The 18,235-nt window shown below is 41.4% G+C and carries 21 protein-coding genes, 1 pseudogene and 1 riboswitch; of the genes and pseudogenes, 14 read left to right on the forward strand and 8 right to left on the reverse strand.

Translation table 11 applies throughout. The features are described from left to right. Positions 1-201: 201 nt before the first annotated feature. Both J7E37_RS10170 and J7E37_RS10175 read right to left on the reverse strand, forming a co-directional pair. Positions 202-600, reverse strand: a complete 399-nt coding sequence (locus tag J7E37_RS10170; RefSeq protein ID WP_215023798.1) for a hypothetical protein — start codon at positions 598-600, stop codon at positions 202-204. 268 nt (positions 601-868) lie between these two features. Then, positions 869-1,006 carry a hypothetical protein gene (locus J7E37_RS10175; RefSeq protein ID WP_215023800.1) on the reverse strand — a complete coding sequence of 46 codons (138 nt, stop codon included), beginning with the start codon at positions 1,004-1,006 and terminating at the stop codon, positions 869-871. Between the two features lie 254 nt (positions 1,007-1,260). Between J7E37_RS10175 and J7E37_RS10180 the strand changes: the two genes are divergently transcribed. Beyond that, positions 1,261-1,860 (forward strand): methyltransferase, encoded by a 600-nt coding sequence (locus J7E37_RS10180; protein WP_215023802.1) that lies wholly within the window; start codon positions 1,261-1,263, stop codon positions 1,858-1,860. A gap of 52 nt (positions 1,861-1,912) precedes the next feature. Here the strand turns inward: J7E37_RS10180 and J7E37_RS10185 are convergent. Continuing rightward, positions 1,913-2,831: pseudogene (locus J7E37_RS10185) on the reverse strand (aldo/keto reductase). 174 nt (positions 2,832-3,005) lie between these two features. On the opposite strand from J7E37_RS10185, the gene J7E37_RS10190 reads away from it, so the two are divergent. After that, on the forward strand, positions 3,006-3,488 hold the full coding sequence (locus J7E37_RS10190) for a PaaI family thioesterase (RefSeq protein ID WP_214779222.1): 483 nt from the start codon (positions 3,006-3,008) through the stop codon (positions 3,486-3,488). A 47-nt stretch (positions 3,489-3,535) separates the two neighbouring features. Here J7E37_RS10190 and J7E37_RS10195 read toward each other — a convergent pair whose 3' ends face one another. Then, positions 3,536-4,045, reverse strand: a complete 510-nt coding sequence (locus tag J7E37_RS10195; RefSeq protein ID WP_214779220.1) for a hypothetical protein — start codon at positions 4,043-4,045, stop codon at positions 3,536-3,538. A gap of 140 nt (positions 4,046-4,185) precedes the next feature. On the opposite strand from J7E37_RS10195, the gene J7E37_RS10200 reads away from it, so the two are divergent. Then, entirely contained in the window at positions 4,186-4,899 is a 714-nt protein-coding gene (locus J7E37_RS10200) for a nucleotidyltransferase domain-containing protein (protein ID WP_353050007.1), read from the forward strand. A gap of 198 nt (positions 4,900-5,097) precedes the next feature. Here the strand turns inward: J7E37_RS10200 and J7E37_RS10205 are convergent, their stop codons facing one another. Continuing rightward, a complete protein-coding gene (locus J7E37_RS10205) occupies positions 5,098-5,559 on the reverse strand; it encodes a hypothetical protein (RefSeq protein WP_214779217.1) in 462 nt (153 codons plus the stop codon). A gap of 25 nt (positions 5,560-5,584) precedes the next feature. After that, a complete protein-coding gene (locus J7E37_RS10210; RefSeq protein WP_251009599.1) occupies positions 5,585-6,001 on the reverse strand; it encodes a hypothetical protein in 417 nt (138 codons plus the stop codon). Between the two features lie 296 nt (positions 6,002-6,297). On the opposite strand from J7E37_RS10210, the gene J7E37_RS10215 reads away from it, so the two are divergent. The 5 genes from J7E37_RS10215 (at position 6,298) to J7E37_RS10235 (ending at position 12,549) form a co-directional block, all read left to right on the forward strand. Then, positions 6,298-7,092 carry a hypothetical protein gene (locus J7E37_RS10215; RefSeq protein WP_214779215.1) on the forward strand — a complete coding sequence of 265 codons (795 nt, stop codon included), beginning with the start codon at positions 6,298-6,300 and terminating at the stop codon, positions 7,090-7,092. 208 nt (positions 7,093-7,300) lie between these two features. Beyond that, complete coding sequence (locus J7E37_RS10220) at positions 7,301-7,633, forward strand: hypothetical protein (protein WP_251009600.1); 333 nt, start codon at positions 7,301-7,303, stop codon at positions 7,631-7,633. A 29-nt stretch (positions 7,634-7,662) separates the two neighbouring features. Then, the gene (locus tag J7E37_RS10225; protein ID WP_214779213.1) at positions 7,663-7,956 is read left to right on the forward strand and encodes a hypothetical protein; all 294 of its coding nucleotides are present in this window, start codon (positions 7,663-7,665) and stop codon (positions 7,954-7,956) included. 23 nt (positions 7,957-7,979) lie between these two features. Then, positions 7,980-11,663 carry a multicopper oxidase domain-containing protein gene (locus J7E37_RS10230; RefSeq protein ID WP_215023804.1) on the forward strand — a complete coding sequence of 1,228 codons (3,684 nt, stop codon included), beginning with the start codon at positions 7,980-7,982 and terminating at the stop codon, positions 11,661-11,663. Beyond that, positions 11,647-12,549, forward strand: a complete 903-nt coding sequence (locus J7E37_RS10235) for a hypothetical protein (protein WP_215023806.1) — start codon at positions 11,647-11,649, stop codon at positions 12,547-12,549. Before J7E37_RS10230 ends, J7E37_RS10235 begins: the two co-directional genes overlap by 17 nt. 41 nt (positions 12,550-12,590) lie before the next feature. On the opposite strand, the gene J7E37_RS10240 is transcribed toward J7E37_RS10235, so the two are convergent. After that, complete coding sequence (locus J7E37_RS10240) at positions 12,591-13,109, reverse strand: hypothetical protein (protein WP_214779207.1); 519 nt, start codon at positions 13,107-13,109, stop codon at positions 12,591-12,593. Between the two features lie 201 nt (positions 13,110-13,310). On the opposite strand from J7E37_RS10240, the gene J7E37_RS10245 reads away from it, so the two are divergent. The 5 genes from J7E37_RS10245 to J7E37_RS10265 all read left to right on the forward strand — a co-directional run bounded on the left by J7E37_RS10245 (position 13,311) and on the right by J7E37_RS10265 (position 16,270). Further along, positions 13,311-13,688, forward strand: a complete 378-nt coding sequence (locus J7E37_RS10245) for a hypothetical protein (RefSeq protein ID WP_214779362.1) — start codon at positions 13,311-13,313, stop codon at positions 13,686-13,688. Positions 13,689-13,761: 73 nt separating this feature from the next. Next, positions 13,762-13,804: riboswitch (PreQ1 riboswitch) on the forward strand. A 53-nt stretch (positions 13,805-13,857) separates the two neighbouring features. Further along, the gene (gene queC, locus J7E37_RS10250) at positions 13,858-14,514 is read left to right on the forward strand and encodes a 7-cyano-7-deazaguanine synthase QueC (RefSeq protein WP_214779205.1); all 657 of its coding nucleotides are present in this window, start codon (positions 13,858-13,860) and stop codon (positions 14,512-14,514) included. After that, positions 14,514-14,990, forward strand: a complete 477-nt coding sequence (gene queD / locus J7E37_RS10255; RefSeq protein ID WP_214779203.1) for a 6-carboxytetrahydropterin synthase QueD — start codon at positions 14,514-14,516, stop codon at positions 14,988-14,990. The genes queC and queD overlap by 1 nt, the downstream gene beginning before the upstream one ends. Beyond that, positions 14,983-15,711, forward strand: coding sequence for a 7-carboxy-7-deazaguanine synthase QueE (gene queE / locus J7E37_RS10260; protein ID WP_214779200.1), 729 nt, complete (start codon positions 14,983-14,985; stop codon positions 15,709-15,711). Before queD ends, queE begins: the two co-directional genes overlap by 8 nt. Before the next feature lie 19 nt (positions 15,712-15,730). Further along, on the forward strand, positions 15,731-16,270 hold the full coding sequence (locus J7E37_RS10265; protein WP_214779198.1) for a VUT family protein: 540 nt from the start codon (positions 15,731-15,733) through the stop codon (positions 16,268-16,270). Between the two features lie 538 nt (positions 16,271-16,808). On the opposite strand, the gene J7E37_RS10270 is transcribed toward J7E37_RS10265, so the two are convergent. Further along, positions 16,809-17,645 (reverse strand): SDR family oxidoreductase, encoded by an 837-nt coding sequence (locus tag J7E37_RS10270; RefSeq protein WP_214779360.1) that lies wholly within the window; start codon positions 17,643-17,645, stop codon positions 16,809-16,811. Between the two features lie 129 nt (positions 17,646-17,774). Between J7E37_RS10270 and J7E37_RS10275 the strand changes: the two genes are divergently transcribed. Then, on the forward strand, positions 17,775-18,035 hold the full coding sequence (locus tag J7E37_RS10275) for a hypothetical protein (RefSeq protein WP_215023808.1): 261 nt from the start codon (positions 17,775-17,777) through the stop codon (positions 18,033-18,035). Positions 18,036-18,235 lie beyond the last annotated feature (200 nt).

The raw sequence follows: 18,235 nt of genomic DNA on the forward strand, positions 1-18,235 counted from the left end.
ATTATTCAAGTATCTGCCGGAAGTGCCGATGATACGTATTTGGGACAAATAAAAACACCCCGAACATTAGCTGTTTGGGGGTTTGATTTTTTTGATCAATCAGAAGATTTAAGTACTTTAGCAAGAATACTGGGACGGGCCAGGCTGATTGGATGTGCTTTTAGATGAAGGACCTGGATGAACTGGGAGTAAACATTTTCTTCATGTGAGCAAGCCGCCACAACTTTTTTTACATATCCATTGCAATATCGGAAGGCCTATTGGTTTTCTTCCGGTCGTTGTCTGAAAACGAAAGTCTTCTGATATAGCGATTAGCCAAGGTATTTCGATAATCTTGCTTACATTTTTATGATAGGTATTTGCTAACTGTTTCTTGTTTAACCCCTTCATTAATAGACCCCTTAATGCCTTGGCTTCCATTGCAGCAAGGCTCATCCCCTGTGCAAAAACAGGATCAATCCGGCAAAAAGCATATCCAATCACCAGCAATCCAGAGGGGCTGTCTTTCATTTTCTCAAAGTGATACCGGCGCAGGGCAGGAAATCGGTAGACTTTTACTTTCCCGGAGAGTGGTACTGCATTTGTAATTGCTTCATACAATTCGGTTGTTCAAGTTTCTCTGCATATTCCTTAAAACTGTCTATATCTTTAGGAATTTCCTTCGATCCGTATCCAATCAGGGTAACTAACGAACGATTTCCTTCAACGGGAGAAATCATACCTCCACAATCAGTTACCGGTGGATTAGGGTAGGCGAGCAGACTATGCCAATCCATTGATACATGAGAGAGTTCCTTAAAAGCCATGCTAGCATAAAATAAATTCACCCTGATTTCTGTTTTGGCTGGAATGCCGTAACCTGAGTCCCTTAGCCATTGGTTATGGAGTGCGGCAGCACCTTATCTTTTTCAATTACTATCACTTCCTTGAAAAACTCAGAAAGCACTCTTGCAGCCAGCTTGCCAGCAATGCTGCCACCTACCACCACAGCTCTATTTCTGTTCATTTTTTTAGAAAACATCCTTGCTCCGATTCCCCTCATAATAATAGTTATGTTGAATTGAATAAGTTAAAATAATCTTATGTATGCTGAAAGCACAACACGGTAATTTTACCTAAAGAGGTGGGGAAATGAAAGAGTTACAAGCATTTACATGGGACTGCCATAGAGAAATGGTCTCGCAAATCATTTCCGATCACTAAGCCAAGAGCATGGAATATGATTTTACACGAACTGTTAATGAATGGAGTTCGATCATTATGAATGAAACACAATTTGATAAATTGCTGAATGTCAGAACAATTGGTGAACAAAAAGGATTCTTGACTTCTTTGCACTATCATCGGTATGAACCCACTCCCTATAGTGCTCTTGAGTTATTTTTCAATGAATACAAATTGAGCCGTCATGATCATGTAGTTGATTTTGGATGTGGAAAAGGGCGTTTGAATTTTTATCTGAATCATCATTTTAATACCAATGTCACGGGTATTGAAATGAATGCAACATTCTACATGGAAGCCCTCGAAAACAAACAGAGTTACTTAAAGTCCTTTCGAAACAAGGGAGATAGGATCAACTTTTATTGTGTGTTGGCAGAGGAATACGATATTTTTCCTAATGAAAACAAGTTCTATTTCTTTAACCCTTTTACGGTTCAAATCCTAATGAGAGTAATAATGAACATTATGATTTCTTTTGAAAAACATCAAAGGGAGATTGACCTCATTCTATATTATCCATCTGAAGATTATATATTTTATTTGGAGAATCAGACTCCGTTTGTACTTGTAAGTGAAATGAACCTGCCGGAAAATAACCCAAATGAGAGATTTTTAGTTTATAGATTGAATAATTGATATTTAATCGTTCAACTTTAAATGCCCCGGTAATTGCCGGGGCAAAAATTATCTATTTTATACTCTGAGGATGGTGATCCTCGGCCAGTTGTGCTGCTTTTGCATTGAGTTCCACTTGTTCTGGTGTCTTGCAGCCTGGAATGACGGCAGTTATTGCAGGGTGTTTTAAGACCCAGGATAATGCCCAGGTAGCCATTGAAACATTTTCCGGGACTTCGTTTTTTTGTATCTCTTCAACCTGTTTGAGTAATCTCGCTGTTTCCTCGCTGTCATGTTTTGAGCGAACATCGTCGGCGCTGAAGGACGCACCTGGTTTATATTTACCGCTCAAATATCCGCTTGCCAGGGGCACCCTTGCTAGTACCCCGAGATTTTGATTTTGGCTTGAAGGGAAGATGTGTTCTTCTGGCTTCCGGTCAAGGCGATTGTATACAACCTGAATGGCACCTGCGTTTACGTCAGTTGCGTGATCCGTTTGATAACTTTCTTCATTCGATCGCAGTGAGATCCCGAGGCTGCGGATTTTTTCCTTTTTCCACTTGCTTATCGAGCATTGTCCATAACTCGTCGTTGTTGAATTCTTCATCTGTACATGAATGGGCCTGATATAAGTCTATGTAATCTGTTTTTAGAGCTTTTAGTGAGGAATCGAGCTGTTGCAATACATCATTTGCACTCCAGTGACGTGTCCTTTCAAAATTACCATGGAAATGATGGCCGAATTTTGTTGCCACAATCCAGTCCTCGCGATTGCCCCGTCTAAGGTAATCTCCAATAAGGCTTTCCGATAAATGGTCCCCATAACATTCGGCTGTATCGAGGAAGTTGATTCCTTTTTCATTAGCTTTATCCAGGATCGCATCGACCTCATATTGTCTGAAATCCTTTCCCCATTCACCGCCGTACTGCCAGGTTCCGATACCAATTACAGATATATCAAGATTTGTATTGCCTAAGCGTCTGTACTTCATTCCATCACCCCTAAGAGAATTTACATCAATCTTATCATTTGAACGTTTTGAACAAAACTAGGTTGCACGAATATATCCATTGTATTCACCCAAATGGAAATCAAATTTTTTAAAGGAATTCAAACAACAATTGAAGAAAGTATTATAGATTCGGATTGACAAGGGGGAAGCACAATGGAAGAAAAAGTGTTGAAAGCCATCCAGGATGAATACCCGGAGGATTTTGCATGGTGTTATGGGTGTGGGAGGATGAACGAGCAGGGACATCATTTTCGGACAGGCTGGGATGGTGACAAGACAATATCAATTTACAATCCCCAAAAAGAACATATGGCACTGCCAGGGTTTGTCTATGGCGGTGTGATTGGCTCTTTTGTGGATTGTCACGGTACTGGTTCAGCTGCACTCTACCTGCATCGTAAAAATGGATATGAACCAGGTGACGGAGCAGAACCGCCAAGATTTGTCACAGCATCCTTGCATGTGGATTTTATGAAGCCAACTCCTCAAGGAACAGCCTTAAAAGCAATAGGAACCGTACATGAAATCCATCCAAAGAAATACCGAGTTGAAACAGAAGTATATGCAGGGGAAACTTTTTGCGCTAAAGGGGAAGTAATCGCTGTTGTGATGCCTGATACTTTTACGGGAAAATAATAGTACCTATAATAAGACCCTGAACAAAATTCAGGGTCTTAATCTGGTTATTGGACAGGTTCCAGCATGGTAGTGGGAAGGTATCCTTCCTCACCGGAATCTGTCATCTTTACTTTAGTTCGTCTAATCTCTCTTTCTAAGATTTCTGCTTCACTGCCTTTATTGATTTCTTTCACTTTATTATCCTGAACGATCTTGTCTACACCTTCTACGTCGTTAATTTCAATCAATTGATAAAGCTCATCATATGCTTCCGGTGTAAGTGCGAGGTAGGCATCTTTTTGTACAGTTGCCCTATCCCCAGCCTGAAGTGTATTATCTTTAACTTCTTGTTCGCTTTCTTTATATGTGTCCTTCATGTTTTGGATAATTCCCGGAGTCTCTTCTTTTACCTTATCCACAACCTCTTTTGATTTTTCCTCGGTTTCCTGGGCAGCGTTCTTTGTTTCCTCTTCAAGTTCCTTCACTCCTTGCTCTGCCTCATCGTTGTTGCAGCCAGTAATGAGCAAAACTGCCAATCCTGCAGGTATAAACAATTTATTTAATGAAAATGGCATAAGTATATCCTCCTGATTCAACTACTTTTATACTGTAGGATACCACTAGAGTTGTCTTATAAAACATTCGCAATGTTGTCGACAAATTTTTTGTTATCACTAATAATAACCTTATGAATAGTTAATGGAGGATTTTGTACATGTACATGCATACTAGATTATCAGCTTTTGAAGCAGCGCAAAAGTTTGTGGAGGAGCGGTTCCCGGACTGTGATGCAGCACTGCTGGCCGGGAGTGTAACCAGGGGAGAAGCAACTGTTACATCTGATTTGGATATCGTGATATTCGATAAGGATATTTCATCACCCCGCAGGGAGTCATTAATAGCATATGGGTGGCCGATCGAGGTTTTCATCCATAATTTACAGTCCTATAAGCTTTTTTTTGAAAGTGATATAAAAAGAGCAAGGCCAAGCTTACCGAGAATGGTTTCAGAAGGTAAGGTTATTAGGGAAAGCGAATTTCTGCCGGAAATAATTGATGAAGCAAAAAGGTTAATCGAGCTGGGACCAGAGGAGTGGTCTAAGAAAGAAATCGAGGTAAAACGGTATTTCATTACAGATACGCTTGATGATTTCATTGGATCTGGCAACAAGGCAGAGGAAATCTTCATTGCAGGCACGCTGGCGCAACAGCTGCAGGAATTTGTGTTAAGAGCAAACAAGCGGTGGGTAGGAAAATCGAAATGGCTGGTGAGAGAATTACATCATTATGACCCCGTATTCACTGAACAATTTGTAGAAGCTTTTTCCCATTATTACAGTACAGGTAATAAAAATATGGTCGCAGATTTGGCCGAACAGATTTTAGAACCCTTTGGGGGAAGGTTATTTGACGGCTTTTCAATAAAGTAAAAAAAAGCAGCCCGAATGAGGCTGCTTTTGTCCTTTACTCCGGGTTTCCATTCAGCGAAGGGCCTGTTTGAGTTCTTTAATGTGTCCAAAAATAGCGAAGTGCTCCCGTTAGGTCAGGTTAAGCTCATTAATGTGACGATCAAGAGAGATTTGCTCCCGTTAAGGCCACATTAAGTCCCTTAAAATGACATTAACTGTTCATACTTTGAAAGAAAATTGGAGCAATAGAGCAGATATTCCCTGGATACACAGACTGAAAAGGGCAAAGAAGATTATCATTTCTTGTTCGGAGGCAATGGTACCAGGAAGACCGCAAATAGCTGGATTTTTTACCACCAATCCAAGCATCGTTCCCATTATTGCGCTTATGCCCCCGTTATAAATTCCTGCAATCAATGATTGCGCATTAAACATTGAGCCATATAAAAAACCGATCGTGATACCAAGTAAAATGTTAAGCACCCCAACAACTCCGAAATGGTTAGGGAATAGCAGCATGAAATTTAGTGAAGCAACCAGTCCCAGTATGCTGCTGGCAAAATAAGAGGCTGTATATCCAAACCTGTCACTAAACAGAAATCTCGATTTACGAAGTACATAATATAGCCAGGCTCCAATTGAAAAATTGATGATAGTTATGGAGATTAATAATAACTGCATAAGACACCCCCTCCAGATTACTGAATCAGGTCTTGTAGGCCGAGGAGGCCGCTATGCAAAAAGAGCTGATGATGAAAATCTCGATCATGATTAAAAAATTTACACCTTCATATGCGGAAGCTCCAACCATAGGCGCCATGATTCCCATCATAAGCCCAGTTATATAACCAGACAATAAAGTTTGATAGTCAAAGAGGTTGCCAAACAATATTCCTGAAATACCCCCTATGATTACTGAAAACATGGTCGCTTCCAAAAAGTAAAAAGGATACATGTTGATAAAAATTATCCCTGTTCCGAGAGCCAAACCTCCAGCTGCCACCATGGTTATATTCATCCCTAAGTGAAAACCGATTTGTTTTCTTCGATTGTATAGATAGATATATAGAACGTATGCGGACAAGAAATTAATTGGGTAAAAAATCACAATCCATTCCGGCAAGACATATCACCTCTACTGTTCAATGTATTCACAACAAAAATTGTGGTGTTTGAATTTTTTGTCAATTGCAATGACATTTATGATATTTGCCTCATATGATAGTGGGGAAATTTGTTCATTTATAAGAAGGTATTAAATGTTCGCATTTAGATTAGTGTCTAACTCCAGCGCCTAGCCCCTCGAGTCGCTTCGGTGTCCGCCCAAATGAAGTCAAAGAACGACTTCACCGGTCGGTCCTCCAGCGCTGTCGGGGCTTACCAAGACGCTTGCGCTTTTCTGCGAAAGGGGGCAATTCGTTGAGAAAAGGTATACGCCATTCGGATTATTTGAAATATTTGTTAGAGGACAGAAGGAAGGAAGTCAGGCAGGTAGATCCGATTCATGAAGTCGGAATTGAAATAACTTCCCCGCCTAGTGCCACACCGCTTGAGGAGAATAAAATCATTTCCGATTACCTGGAGCAAAAAAACCTGCAAACACTTGCGAATGCCGTTCCTGAATTTAAAAAACCATTGATTTTAAAGAAGTTTTTTAAGATGAGGCGGAATCAGGAAGTAATAGTCTATATTGACCACCAAGATAACACACAGGAAATCTCCGGTAAGGTGAATGCCATCGGAAGAGATTTTGTCATATTGACGAACTTAAAGGATCGGATTTGGATCCCGTATAAAACGATATTATCAGCAAATTCTCCATCCGGAGTGCCGACATATGAAAATGCCCATCAAAATTTCATTTATGATAATGACTTAAAACGAAAACTGACTACGAATTTTGGTGAAACAGTTGCCAATCGAGAGGTCTTAATACAGCAATTTTTCGAAGAGTCATTGAAAGGCAACCTTCATAGATGGCAAGGAGTGTGGGTTAAGGTAGTTTTGCCTGATGAAATCGTAATGGGGAAGATCGCTTCTGTTACTGAAGATAGTATTTTATTACAATCTTTTGGCTCAGAAAGGGAAATTGCCTTAACGGATGTAACACATATTCGTTCTGCCCGCCTTTTAATCCAGATCCTTTTGATGGGAAAGAACATGATCAAGAGTATTTTTTCGTTAGGCTCTTTTCTCAAACTTTGTTGCTATTGACTACAAAATAGGATTGTATTACCTAAGTTTCTTTACAAAATTAACGCTTATTATGAGAAAAGAGCATGCAAACTTAGTACCGACATACAAAATGACTTTACATCACGTTAAAATCGGCTTTAGGATTTTAACAACAATCTTTACGAAAACAGCCTTTCGTTAAGACATTAATTGCAGAAGTCCTATTTACGAGAAAGGGTGACAAAACATGCATGACTGGCCATTAAAATCATTATCGGCTGCTTCTAGCGTCGGTAGTGTCAATGACCCATTATTTGATTTCTTTAACAAGCATATGGGCAAACAGATCCTGATTATTACGGAATCATCACAACTAAACATATTAGGGCAAACCTTCAGACCGATTTTTTGCGGAAATGTAGCTGAAGTTGAACCTGGACATTTAACTCTTTCTCCCATAACAATCAAAATTTTGAATGCACCGTTTCATAAGTTCCCAATTCCGTTATCCATTCCTTTTGAAAAAATTGCCCATTTCACGACAGACGTCGATTGTTCGATGAGAATTCCGTTAGTTTAAACATTCAAGTAATGGAGGCGTTGTTTCTTATGTCCACAGATTATTCACAGATGACAAATGTAAATGAAATCCATGACTCAGCCATTTTGGAACACTTCAGAAATGGAATTGGCCACAAAACGCTTGTGATTTCTCCATCCTATCCATACATGTTCGTTGGCATAATCAAGGAATTGATAGGTGATACGGTTATGATCGATGTGGAGACCACTCACTTTGCTCAATTAGAAAACCGCGAATGGTGCATTCACATTCATAATATTGAAGTTTTCTATATTGAAAGGCCTGGAGCACCTAAAATACCGAAGCTTGAAGACTATTAGATTCCTATGAAGGGGGGAAATAGATGTTTCGAAAATATCATGTTGTCGGAATTTCCACGAGGATAGTAGTTAATACGTTCGGGGACCACAATCCTAGTGGCAGAATATATGTCTTGAAGGAAAATGAGTCAAAGCTTAAAGACCTCGTACGAAAGAATCCTTATAAGCCAATTGATCTTGTTCAACCGTTGGCTATTCGGGCAAACGAGGGAGATATAGTCGAAATACTTTTTGAAAACCAGCTTCCTTTTTCAGCAGGGATGCACTTCCAGGAAGCGGATTACAATGTGTTGACTTCCGATGGAGCGGATGCAGGCTACAACCCGGATACAACGGTAAAACCGGGTGGACAAATTCTTTACAGGCTTAATGCAAGTCAGGAAGGTATCTGCTTCTTCACCGACCTTGGAAATATTTCAAGCACCGAACAAGGATCAAGTGTCCAGGGATTATTCGGGGCGCTGCTTGTCCAAAAAAGGGGCTCAGCCTGGACCGATCCTGTAACGGGAGGCCCAATCAACAGTGGTGTTTTTGCAGACATACACCATCCTTTTCTGCCATCATTCAGGGAGTACGCCTGGTTTTTCAATGACGAAATGGAAATTAGGGATCTTACAGGGGACCATCCTTTGAACCCAATGACAAACCAGGAAGCAGAATCCTTTCATGGAGTGAATCTTCGCTATGAACCTATGACAAACCGTAAAAGGCTGATGGAAGCGGGAGTAGTTTGCCCTGATTGTGATTCAGAAGAAGTCCACCATGATTCATGGGTTTTTGGTGATCCTGCAACTCCGATATTAAGAGGATATGTGGGGGACCCTGCAGTCATCAGATTGATCCACGGCGGGGTAAAAGAAACTCATGTTTTTCACTACCATGTCCATCAATGGCTCGGGGATTCGAGCAATATTAATGCTGAAATACTCGATGCTCAATCGATAAGCCCTCAAACCCACTATTCGATTCAGCCGCTTTATGGACTCGGCAGCCTGCATGGTGCCATTGGAGATTCTATCATCCATTGCCATCTGTATCCCCACTTCGGCATAGGCATGTGGGGAATCAACAGGGTTTTTGATACTCTGCAGGATGGAAGCCAGTGTTATCCAAATGGTGTTAGAATTAATGCCCTAAAGCCGTTGCCAGACCGTACGGCACCACCAAAGCCAACTCCTGAAAAACCAGGATTCCCTAATTTCATTCCAGGAAAAGTAGGCTATAAAGCACCCAGGCCGCCTCTGGGCATTGTCGGGGGGCGGGAGATGACTGAACTGGAACGGAATGCAGCGATTGAAAATCCACGTCCGGGAGCAGTTTTTGTTGACCCATGCCTAGAACATGACCCAGTGGTAGTCGAATTCAATGTCTCTGCTATTGAAATGCCTGTCGTTTATAACAGACAGGGCTGGCATGACCCGAAGGCAAGATTTTATGTGATGGACGAAGACCTTGATGATATCCTTTCGGGAAAAAAAGAGCCTGAGCCGTTAGTCTTCCATGTTCCTGCTGGTACATGTATAAGGATGAACTATACAAATCGTATGCCCCATATTCTCGATGGTGATGCATTCCAGCTGGTGACCAGGACGTATGAAAATGGTTTTCACATTCACTTTGTAAAATTTGATGTTCTTGCATGCGATGGTGGTAATGTTGGGTGGAATTATGATAGTGGGGTTCTTCCTGGCCAAACCATTCGTTATGAATGGTATGCGGAAACCGAATTAAAAGCATTTTTCTTCCATGACCATTTATTTGCTAACTCCCATCAGCAGCATGGAGTTTTCGGGGCAGGCGTGATACAGCCGAGGTTTTCAAAATTCCTTGATTCGAGAACTGGTGACGAGGTGGACCATGGAACCCAGATTTCTGTCGAACACCCGTTAATACCGGATTATCGTGACCAGACACTTTTCGTCCATGATTTTGCCCTTTTATTCGATAAAAACGGCCGCCCAATCCAGCCGCCAAGATATCCAGGATCGGAGGACGATCCAGGTGTCTTTGGAGTCAATTTTAAATGTGAACCCTTAAAGTTCAGGCTAGGTGAGGATTGTGATCCTGCTTATTCCTTCAGTTCCTATGTTCACGGTGATCCTGTTACCCCGATACTGAGGGCATATCAAGGCGACCCGATCAGGATCAGGCTATTGCAGGGAGCACATGAAGAATCCCACAGTTTCAATATCCATGGGCTGAGATGGAAAGAAGAGCGCCCGGATTTGGGATCATCCATGAAAGCGCAGCAGCATATCGGAATTTCTGAGTCCTTTACTTTTGAGACTGAGATTCCTGTATCCGGTGATTATCTTTGGGCCTTTGAGGATGAGGAAGATGTTTGGCTTGGTACATGGGGATTGATCCGTGCGTATAAGGATAGAATGGAAGATTTAATCGTCTTAGCTGACCGAGAAGCGCTGCCGGAAGGATCGGCTGAAACTCCAAAGCCAACGGGCAAACCGCCTGAAAAAGCAAATCCTCTTGCCAGTCTGCCGCCAGGGGCTTACCATGGCTCACCTGTCAAGAAATTCGAGGTAGTCGCCTTCCAGACACCAATCCAATATAACTCTTATGGCGATCATGATCCATTTGGAATTATTTTCGCTTTAAAAGAGGATGTAGAAGATATTATTTCTGGCAAAAAGAACCCAGTGCCACTTATCCTGAGGGCAAATGTTGGGGACCTTGTAGAGGTAACACTGACAAGTGAGCTAAAGAAAGAACTTTTTCCATTTCAAGATGGGATTCATCCGTACCCGCCGGTAAAAGAACAATCATACTATCCTCCTTCTCTAAGAATATCACTCCATACAAGCCTGCTGAATTATGACGTTAAGACTTCCAGTGGAGATACAGTTGGTTACAACCCTGACCAGACAGTCGGTCCAGGGGAAACGATTACTTATAGATGGTTTGTCGATGGCCAGTTCGGAATGTGTTCGATGTGGGACATGGCCGATTTGAGAAATCACCGGTCGTTTGGTACCTTCGGTGCGTTCATTGCCGAATCCAGGTTTACAACCTACCTGGATCCATACAGCCTGGAAAAAGTAATTACAGCGGAAAATGTGATTCTTCGCCACCCCTTGCTTCCTGCAACCAGAGAATTTGTCCTCATTTTACATGATGGTGTAAGGCTGGAGGACAAAGCTGGAAAAGTGATTATTGATCCGATGGATGGGGTTGTACCTTATACTGAAGAGCTTGAAGAAGTCGATACGTACGATTATGGATCAAGGGGTTTTAACTACCGGAGTGAAAGGCTCATCAATCGATATAAGGAACACCCGGTAATGCACGAGCTTTTTTCATCAGAAATTTTTGGGGACCCAGCAACACCTGTATTTGAAGCATATCCTGGTGAGCCAGTGGTGATACGGATTACCACTCCAGCAGAAAGGCGAAGAGCTCATACATTCCACCTTCACGGACATTATTGGAAATTCGACAGCAAGGATCTTGATTCACGGATTCAGTCATTTTTAGGCCATATGGTTACGGGCCATACTGATGATTTGCGCTTGATTGGAGGAGCAGGAGGAGTTTTCAATTTCCCAGGGGATTACTTGTACCGGTCCGGTAATATCCGCTGGGACATAGAATTGGGAATGTGGGGAATCTTCCGGGTTCATAAGGATTCGAAGGAAAACCTGCCGCGCCTAGAGGAAGTGGAAGGGGAGTGGGACAATGAAGAAAAGGCATAAAATTGAAATTCCAGATGAGGAGTCTTCAAGCCAGGAGATGACGGAAAGCAGTTCCTCCTCAGCAAACAATCCGGAAGACGATTTTTGCTTTCAGGACGGTTGTCCCGATCAAATCGAAACTCCCAAAATTCCTTCGCCAACATCTTGTTTGCCTGCAGGGCGGCTGCATGAACTAGAGGAAAAAATCGATGGAGCCAATCGCATGCTATTGGATCTCGGACTATCAAACGAGCAGCTTGAATTTGGCCGCAGGATATTATTCGATGGCTTGGCAGGGGAGATGGTGAAAATTAAAATAAGCTGTTCAAATCCAGATGAGAACAATGCAGACACCAGTCCGGAAGAGACAATCGAGGAAATATTAAACAAGAAGACTAAGAAGACAAAACATTACAAAAAGAAGAGGCTGGCCAATAAGCATAAATTGAAGCCTAAGCATAGATACAAAAAGAAGAAACTGAGCAAAAATTACCTGGAAGGATTCGTAAAATTAGTTGGCAGAGATTTTGTCCAGCTCCAAAAGAACCGAAAGACCTTTTTAATCCCTTTCAAAAGTGTTTGCCTGGTTTTGACTAAGAAGCGATATCAACCTCCTGTTCACAAACTGCCTTTGGCTGATATTGATCCATGTTTCCGCAGGGACCTGACATTCAAATTTGGAGAAACAGTTGCTGATGATCATGAATTAGTCCAGATTTTCTTCAGGATCAAGTTATCCATGTACCTTAAAACATTTGCTGATGAAAAAGTATCGGTTTATTATAATTCGAAAAAGGAAATTGGTTTATTAAAGTGCATTGAAAACGGCAACATCCATCTAGTCAGCCAGGATGGGCAGGTTAAAGGAATACCCTTAACATCCTTCTGTTATCTGAAAAAATCCTGATCACAATCAGAAACGCCTGAGCATTTGCTCAGGCGTTGTCTCTATGATCCTTGATCCCTTTCAAACCAGTTTATTGTGTCAAATGGTATCATCCTGTATTTCTTTTTCGAGTGCTTTTGTTTGCCCTCGGGATTTTTAAGGATGACTATCTCGACAAAATCATTTCCAACAAAGGAAATCTTGCCACTGATTTTTTTAAACTTGCTGTCACACTCGGTCCCAATAATAACTTTGCATCCGATATATCTTCGCAAAACTGCTGCCATCTTATTACGCAAACCACCCAAGCGTACGCTGAAATGCCTGCTGCATAACTCGCGATCGGCGAAATTATAACGACGGTCGAAAATAACCGGGTTACAATCATCCTTGTAGCTATGGCAATATCCATAATCAGAGCTTGATTCCAGCTGCTCATCCATTGATGGGAATTCTGCAGATGAGCCACAGGAAAATGCTGATTCATGACTTTGGCATTCCGGATGATCATAATCTTGGATTTCAAGAGAATCCTGTCCTAAAAAATCCCGGCTTCCAGAAAAGTAAGCTCCATTATCCATCTGTATCCTCCTTTATTTAGTATGAAAACAATAGGTGCTTGTAATCATTTTATTCCTTTAAAAAATTTGCGAATGAGCAAGATGCCCTTATGGGGGAACTTGACCATTCAAAATATCATGTAATAAGCTATAGATAACGTTGGTTTAGCTGTTTACACCATTTGGAAAATGAATCAAATACTAAATATCAGGGTGGTTGCCATGGATGAATTATTAAAAAAATTACGATACAAACAGGGGACAGCCAGGGTGATGAACGCACCGAAAGAATACGAGTCATTAATTGAAGATATTGGCGATGAATCAGACAAAAATGAATTTATGCTATTATTTTCCAACAACAGTCAGGAAGTTAGGGAATGGTTTCCGAAGGCTGTTTCTGGATTGAAAGAGGATGCTGTATTCTGGATTGCCTTCCCAAAGAAAAGTTCAAAAGTTAAAACTGATATTAACCGCGACGCATTATTCAGGCTGGTCCAAGATATATCTGACTATAGAGCTGTCAGCAATGTCTCCATGGACGAAAAATGGTCAGCACTAAGGTTCAGGCATCAGGATCTGGTAAAATCAAAAAAGTGATGGAATAATACAGGCTTTCTTTTTATAAAATATGTGATAAAATGAGAAAGTTAAAATTACATATTCCGTTTTTACGGAAGAGGTTCTAGCTACCCTCTCAAAAAAACTAAGGGAAAACAGTACTGCTGTCTTAGTGGTACTGTTTTTTCTGTTGTAAAGGAGTTTTCTAATGAAAAATGAAAAAGCGGTTGTCGTGTTCAGCGGAGGACAGGATAGTACGACTTGCCTGTTCTGGGCCATGAAGGAATTCAAGGAAGTTGAAGCGGTCACTTTCGATTATAATCAGCGTCACCGCACAGAAATACAATGCGCAAAAGACATCACAAGCCAGCTTGGGGTGAAACACCATGTTCTCGATATGAGCCTGCTTAACCAACTGGCGCCTAACGCACTTACCAGGAGTGATATCGAGGTGAAGGATGGGGAAGAAGGGAAACTGCCATCAACCTTTGTGCCAGGGAGGAATTTATTGTTCTTATCCTTTGCAGGCGTGCTTGCAAGTCAAGTGAACGCTAAGCACATCGTAACAGGTGTATGCGAAACGGACTTCAGCGGCTACCCCGATTGCCGGGATGTGTTCATTAAATCATTGAATGTAACCCTAAACCTATCTATGGACCAGAACTTTGTCATCCATACACCATTAATGTGGCTGAATAAGGCACAAACCTGGAAGCTGGCTGATGACCTGGGCGCTTTTGAATTTGTCAGGACAAGAACATTGACTTGCTATAACGGAATCATTGCAGATGGATGTGGGATTTGCCCTGCCTGTAAGTTACGGAAAAACGGGCTGGATGAGTACCTGGAAGGAGTTGTTTCTTGATGTACGAATTCAGGATCGTCGACCAGCTTCAGAAAATAGATAAAGATATTAAGAGAGAACAATTAAAATATCATTCTAAGCGTGTGCTCGTCAGCAAGGAATTTACCTTTGATGCCGCTCATCACCTTCATGAATATGAAGGGAAATGTAAAAACCTCCACGGCCATACTTATAAAGTTATATTCGGCTTAAGTGGTTTTGTCGATGACCGTGGATTAATGATTGATTTTGGTGATATTAAAGATATTTGGAAATCAGAAATAGAAATTTATCTAGATCACAGATATTTGAATGAAACTTTGCCGCCTATGAATACAACTGCTGAAAACATGGTAGCCTGGATTTATGAAAAAATGTCTGATTCCCTGTCGAATAGACAGCATTTATACCAAGATGCAAGGGTAGAGTTTGTGAAACTCTATGAAACTCCAACTAGTTATGCTGAAGCAAGAAGGGAGTGGATGGAGATTGACTAAGATTCCCGTGATGGAAATTTTCGGACCGACGATTCAGGGAGAAGGAATGGTCATCGGACAAAAGACAATGTTTGTTCGTACGGCAGGGTGTGACTATTCCTGTGCCTGGTGTGACTCATCCTTTACATGGGATGGTTCTGGAAAGGACTTAGTCAGGCAAATGGATGCTGATGAAGTCTGGAGTGAATTGAGAGCATTGGGGGGAGATGGTTTTTCATATGTCACCATCTCAGGCGGAAATCCTGCTCTCATTAAGAATCTATCTGGACTGGTTGAATTATTAAAGGAAAACAAGGTCAGTGTTTGCCTGGAGACACAGGGGAGCAAATGGCAGGACTGGTTCTTGAAAGTTGACGCATTGACCCTTTCCCCAAAACCGCCAAGTTCGGGTATGGAAACAGATTTTGTAGTTTTGGACCAAATCGTAGAAGGTTTGCAAAAGAACGGGTCTTTAAAAAACGCCAGCCTCAAAATAGTCGTTTTCGATGCAGTTGACTATGAATTTGCCAAACTGGTACATCAACGTTATCCGGACTTAGCGTTTTTTTTACAGGTAGGAAATGACGACATTGCAACAGAAGACCAGATGAACTTAATGTCATCGTTGGTCGATAAGTATGAATCGCTGATAAATGAGGTTATGTGTGACGCGGAAATGAAAAATGTAAGAGTACTTCCGCAGCTTCATGTCTATGTTTGGGGAAATAAAAGAGGGGTTTAGACTACCAGGAGGTAAAATGATGAGAATCTTTTTATATTTAATTTCAATTGTTACTGCCAATGTGATTACAGCGGCGCTTGCACCGCTGCAATTTGGCATGTTCATTGTGCCGATGGGGACATTGCTGATAGGGGCGACCTTCATTTTCCGTGACCTTGTACAGAATAAGTACGGCCGTGCGAGAACTTATATGTTCATCGGCTTGGCACTCGTTCTTTCAGCTATCGTTTCGTATATTCTTGGAGATACACTTACGATCGTCTTTGCTTCGGCATTGAGCTTTGCTGTGGCTGAAACAACTGATACAGAGATTTATTCGAGACTAAAGCTCCCTATGAGCTGGAGAGTCTTCTACAGTGGTTTAGTCGGCGGCCTGCTGGATTCTGTCATATTTGTCGTGATTGGATTAAGTCCGCTAGGAGCAAATTTCCTTCCATGGGAAGCAGTTCCAGCCGCAATATTAGGCCAGGTAATCGTAAAAACCATCATTCAGGGAGTTGGAGCAATGCTGCTTAACCCAATTAGTAGCTTCTTCAATAATAAAGCGATGTCAAACTAGCATAAAAAAAGGTGCGCGGCTCTATTGGCCGTGCACCTTTTGTTTGATTGGGATGAAATTTGAAGGAGTAATATTTTCATAGCCTGCTTTGATATCTTGTTGTTTAGTTTTGGGAAAGACTATGCCTGATTGTTAGTGTGCCTTTCTATATTGGCGATTATTTCATTTTTGATGGGGAATAGCAGAGGTGATTCTTGTATGGAGCTCTGAGGATTGAATCGTACCCTTATGCGGGGTAACTGGTGTTTATAAGGGTACGAGTAGGATGGAATCATGCCCTTATGCAGGGTAACCGATCTGTATAAGGGTACGATTAGGGAGGAATCATGCCCTTATGCAGGGTAACCGATCCGTATAAGGGTACGATTAGGGTGGAATCATGCCCTTATGCAGGGTAACCACTCCGTATAAGGGTACGATTAGGATCGAATCATACTCTTATGCGGGGTTTTTGGTCCTCATAAGGATGCTTATAAAATCTAAGCACGCCTTATGAAGAGCTCAAGCATTCAAAATATGAACATAGTCGCTGGAAGCATTATAACTTTAATTTTTTCAATACGATTCTTTCGATTGTTTTCCATGGGAGATAATTCTTTAATTGAAGCATGGTCCTGACACCTTTTCCAATAGGGTATCTTAGGGTTGGTGCGCTTTTACTTGAAGCAATCACCGCTGCAAGCCTGGCAACATCAAGCGGATCTCCATAAGAATCTTGCCCTGCTGTTAATTTTTTCATTATAGAATCTTTCAGCCCCTCATATAGCGACTCATTTGGCATTGAAACATTTTCGATACTTTTCCAAATATTTGTCCTGTAGGAACCCGGTTCGATAAGGACGACCTCAATCCCAAAAGGCTTGAGCTCGAGCCTTAAGCTTTCACTGTATCCTTCAAGAGCATGTTTCGATGCAACGTAGGCAGACAATCCAGGGAATCCAAACCTCCCGCTGATGCTGCTCATATTTATGATCTTGCCCGATCCCTGCCTGTGCATCACAGGAAGGACAGCCTGGGTGACAGCAATAACACCAAAAAAGTTTGTTTCGAATTGATTACGATATTCTTCCATTGACAATTCCTCGCAAAAGCCGCCCTGTGCATAGCCAGCATTGTTTACTAATAAATCTACAGAAACAAGAGATTCCAGATAAACTTTTAATTCTTCGATTGATTGTTGCTGTGTTACATCCAGTGGAAAAACAGTAATTTTATCTGTCACGCTTTCAGCAGCGGCCAATTTCAGTAAAGTATCTTGTTTTTTGAGGTTCCGCATCGTCGCGATCACATTATAACCTGTTTTAGCCAGCTCGATGGCGATCAGTTCACCAAAACCGCTCGAACAGCCCGTCACAATAGCAGTCTTCATATTTATCACCCACTTCATCATCTTTTTTTTCAATTCTACAGGTAAATGATTATTTTGAACATAAACCAATGTATCTTTCCGGGAATCATGGAAAAAATCTAATACTGTGGATTTTCCATGAAAAGGAGCATGCATATGACGAAGGAAGACACACTTAAGATCCTGTATCTGATCGAAAGTGTTTATCCGCTTGTAACAATTAAAAGTGAAACGGTTCTTAGGTGGATGGCCAAATGCGAGTCAATGGATTACAGCATTTTATTAGAGAACCTTGCTCTGCATATGAGGAAGCAGCCATATCCTCCTACATTGAATGGGCTTATAGCCAATGCAAATAATGAAGTCACAAAATTCGAATGGTTGAACGAATATTCATTTAGGCCACAAAAGTGCTAAAAGTTTTTGTGATGCTCACGAAACACAGTGATTTATTGGTTTTAAAACTGAAAGTGGCGGGTAATTTTTCAGGTGAAAAAGGAATGCATAATTCAAGGAGGTTGCAGCTATTTAGAAAAGTCTCTAATAATTAGGAAGTTATTTACTTGTTGCTAAAAAAATATTAACAAATATCATTACCTGGTCATGAAAAAAAACCT

Origin of the sequence: Bacillus sp. ISL-39 (genome assembly GCF_018613295.1) — a bacterium.
In the GTDB taxonomy this organism is placed as follows: domain Bacteria; phylum Bacillota; class Bacilli; order Bacillales; family Cytobacillaceae; genus Mesobacillus.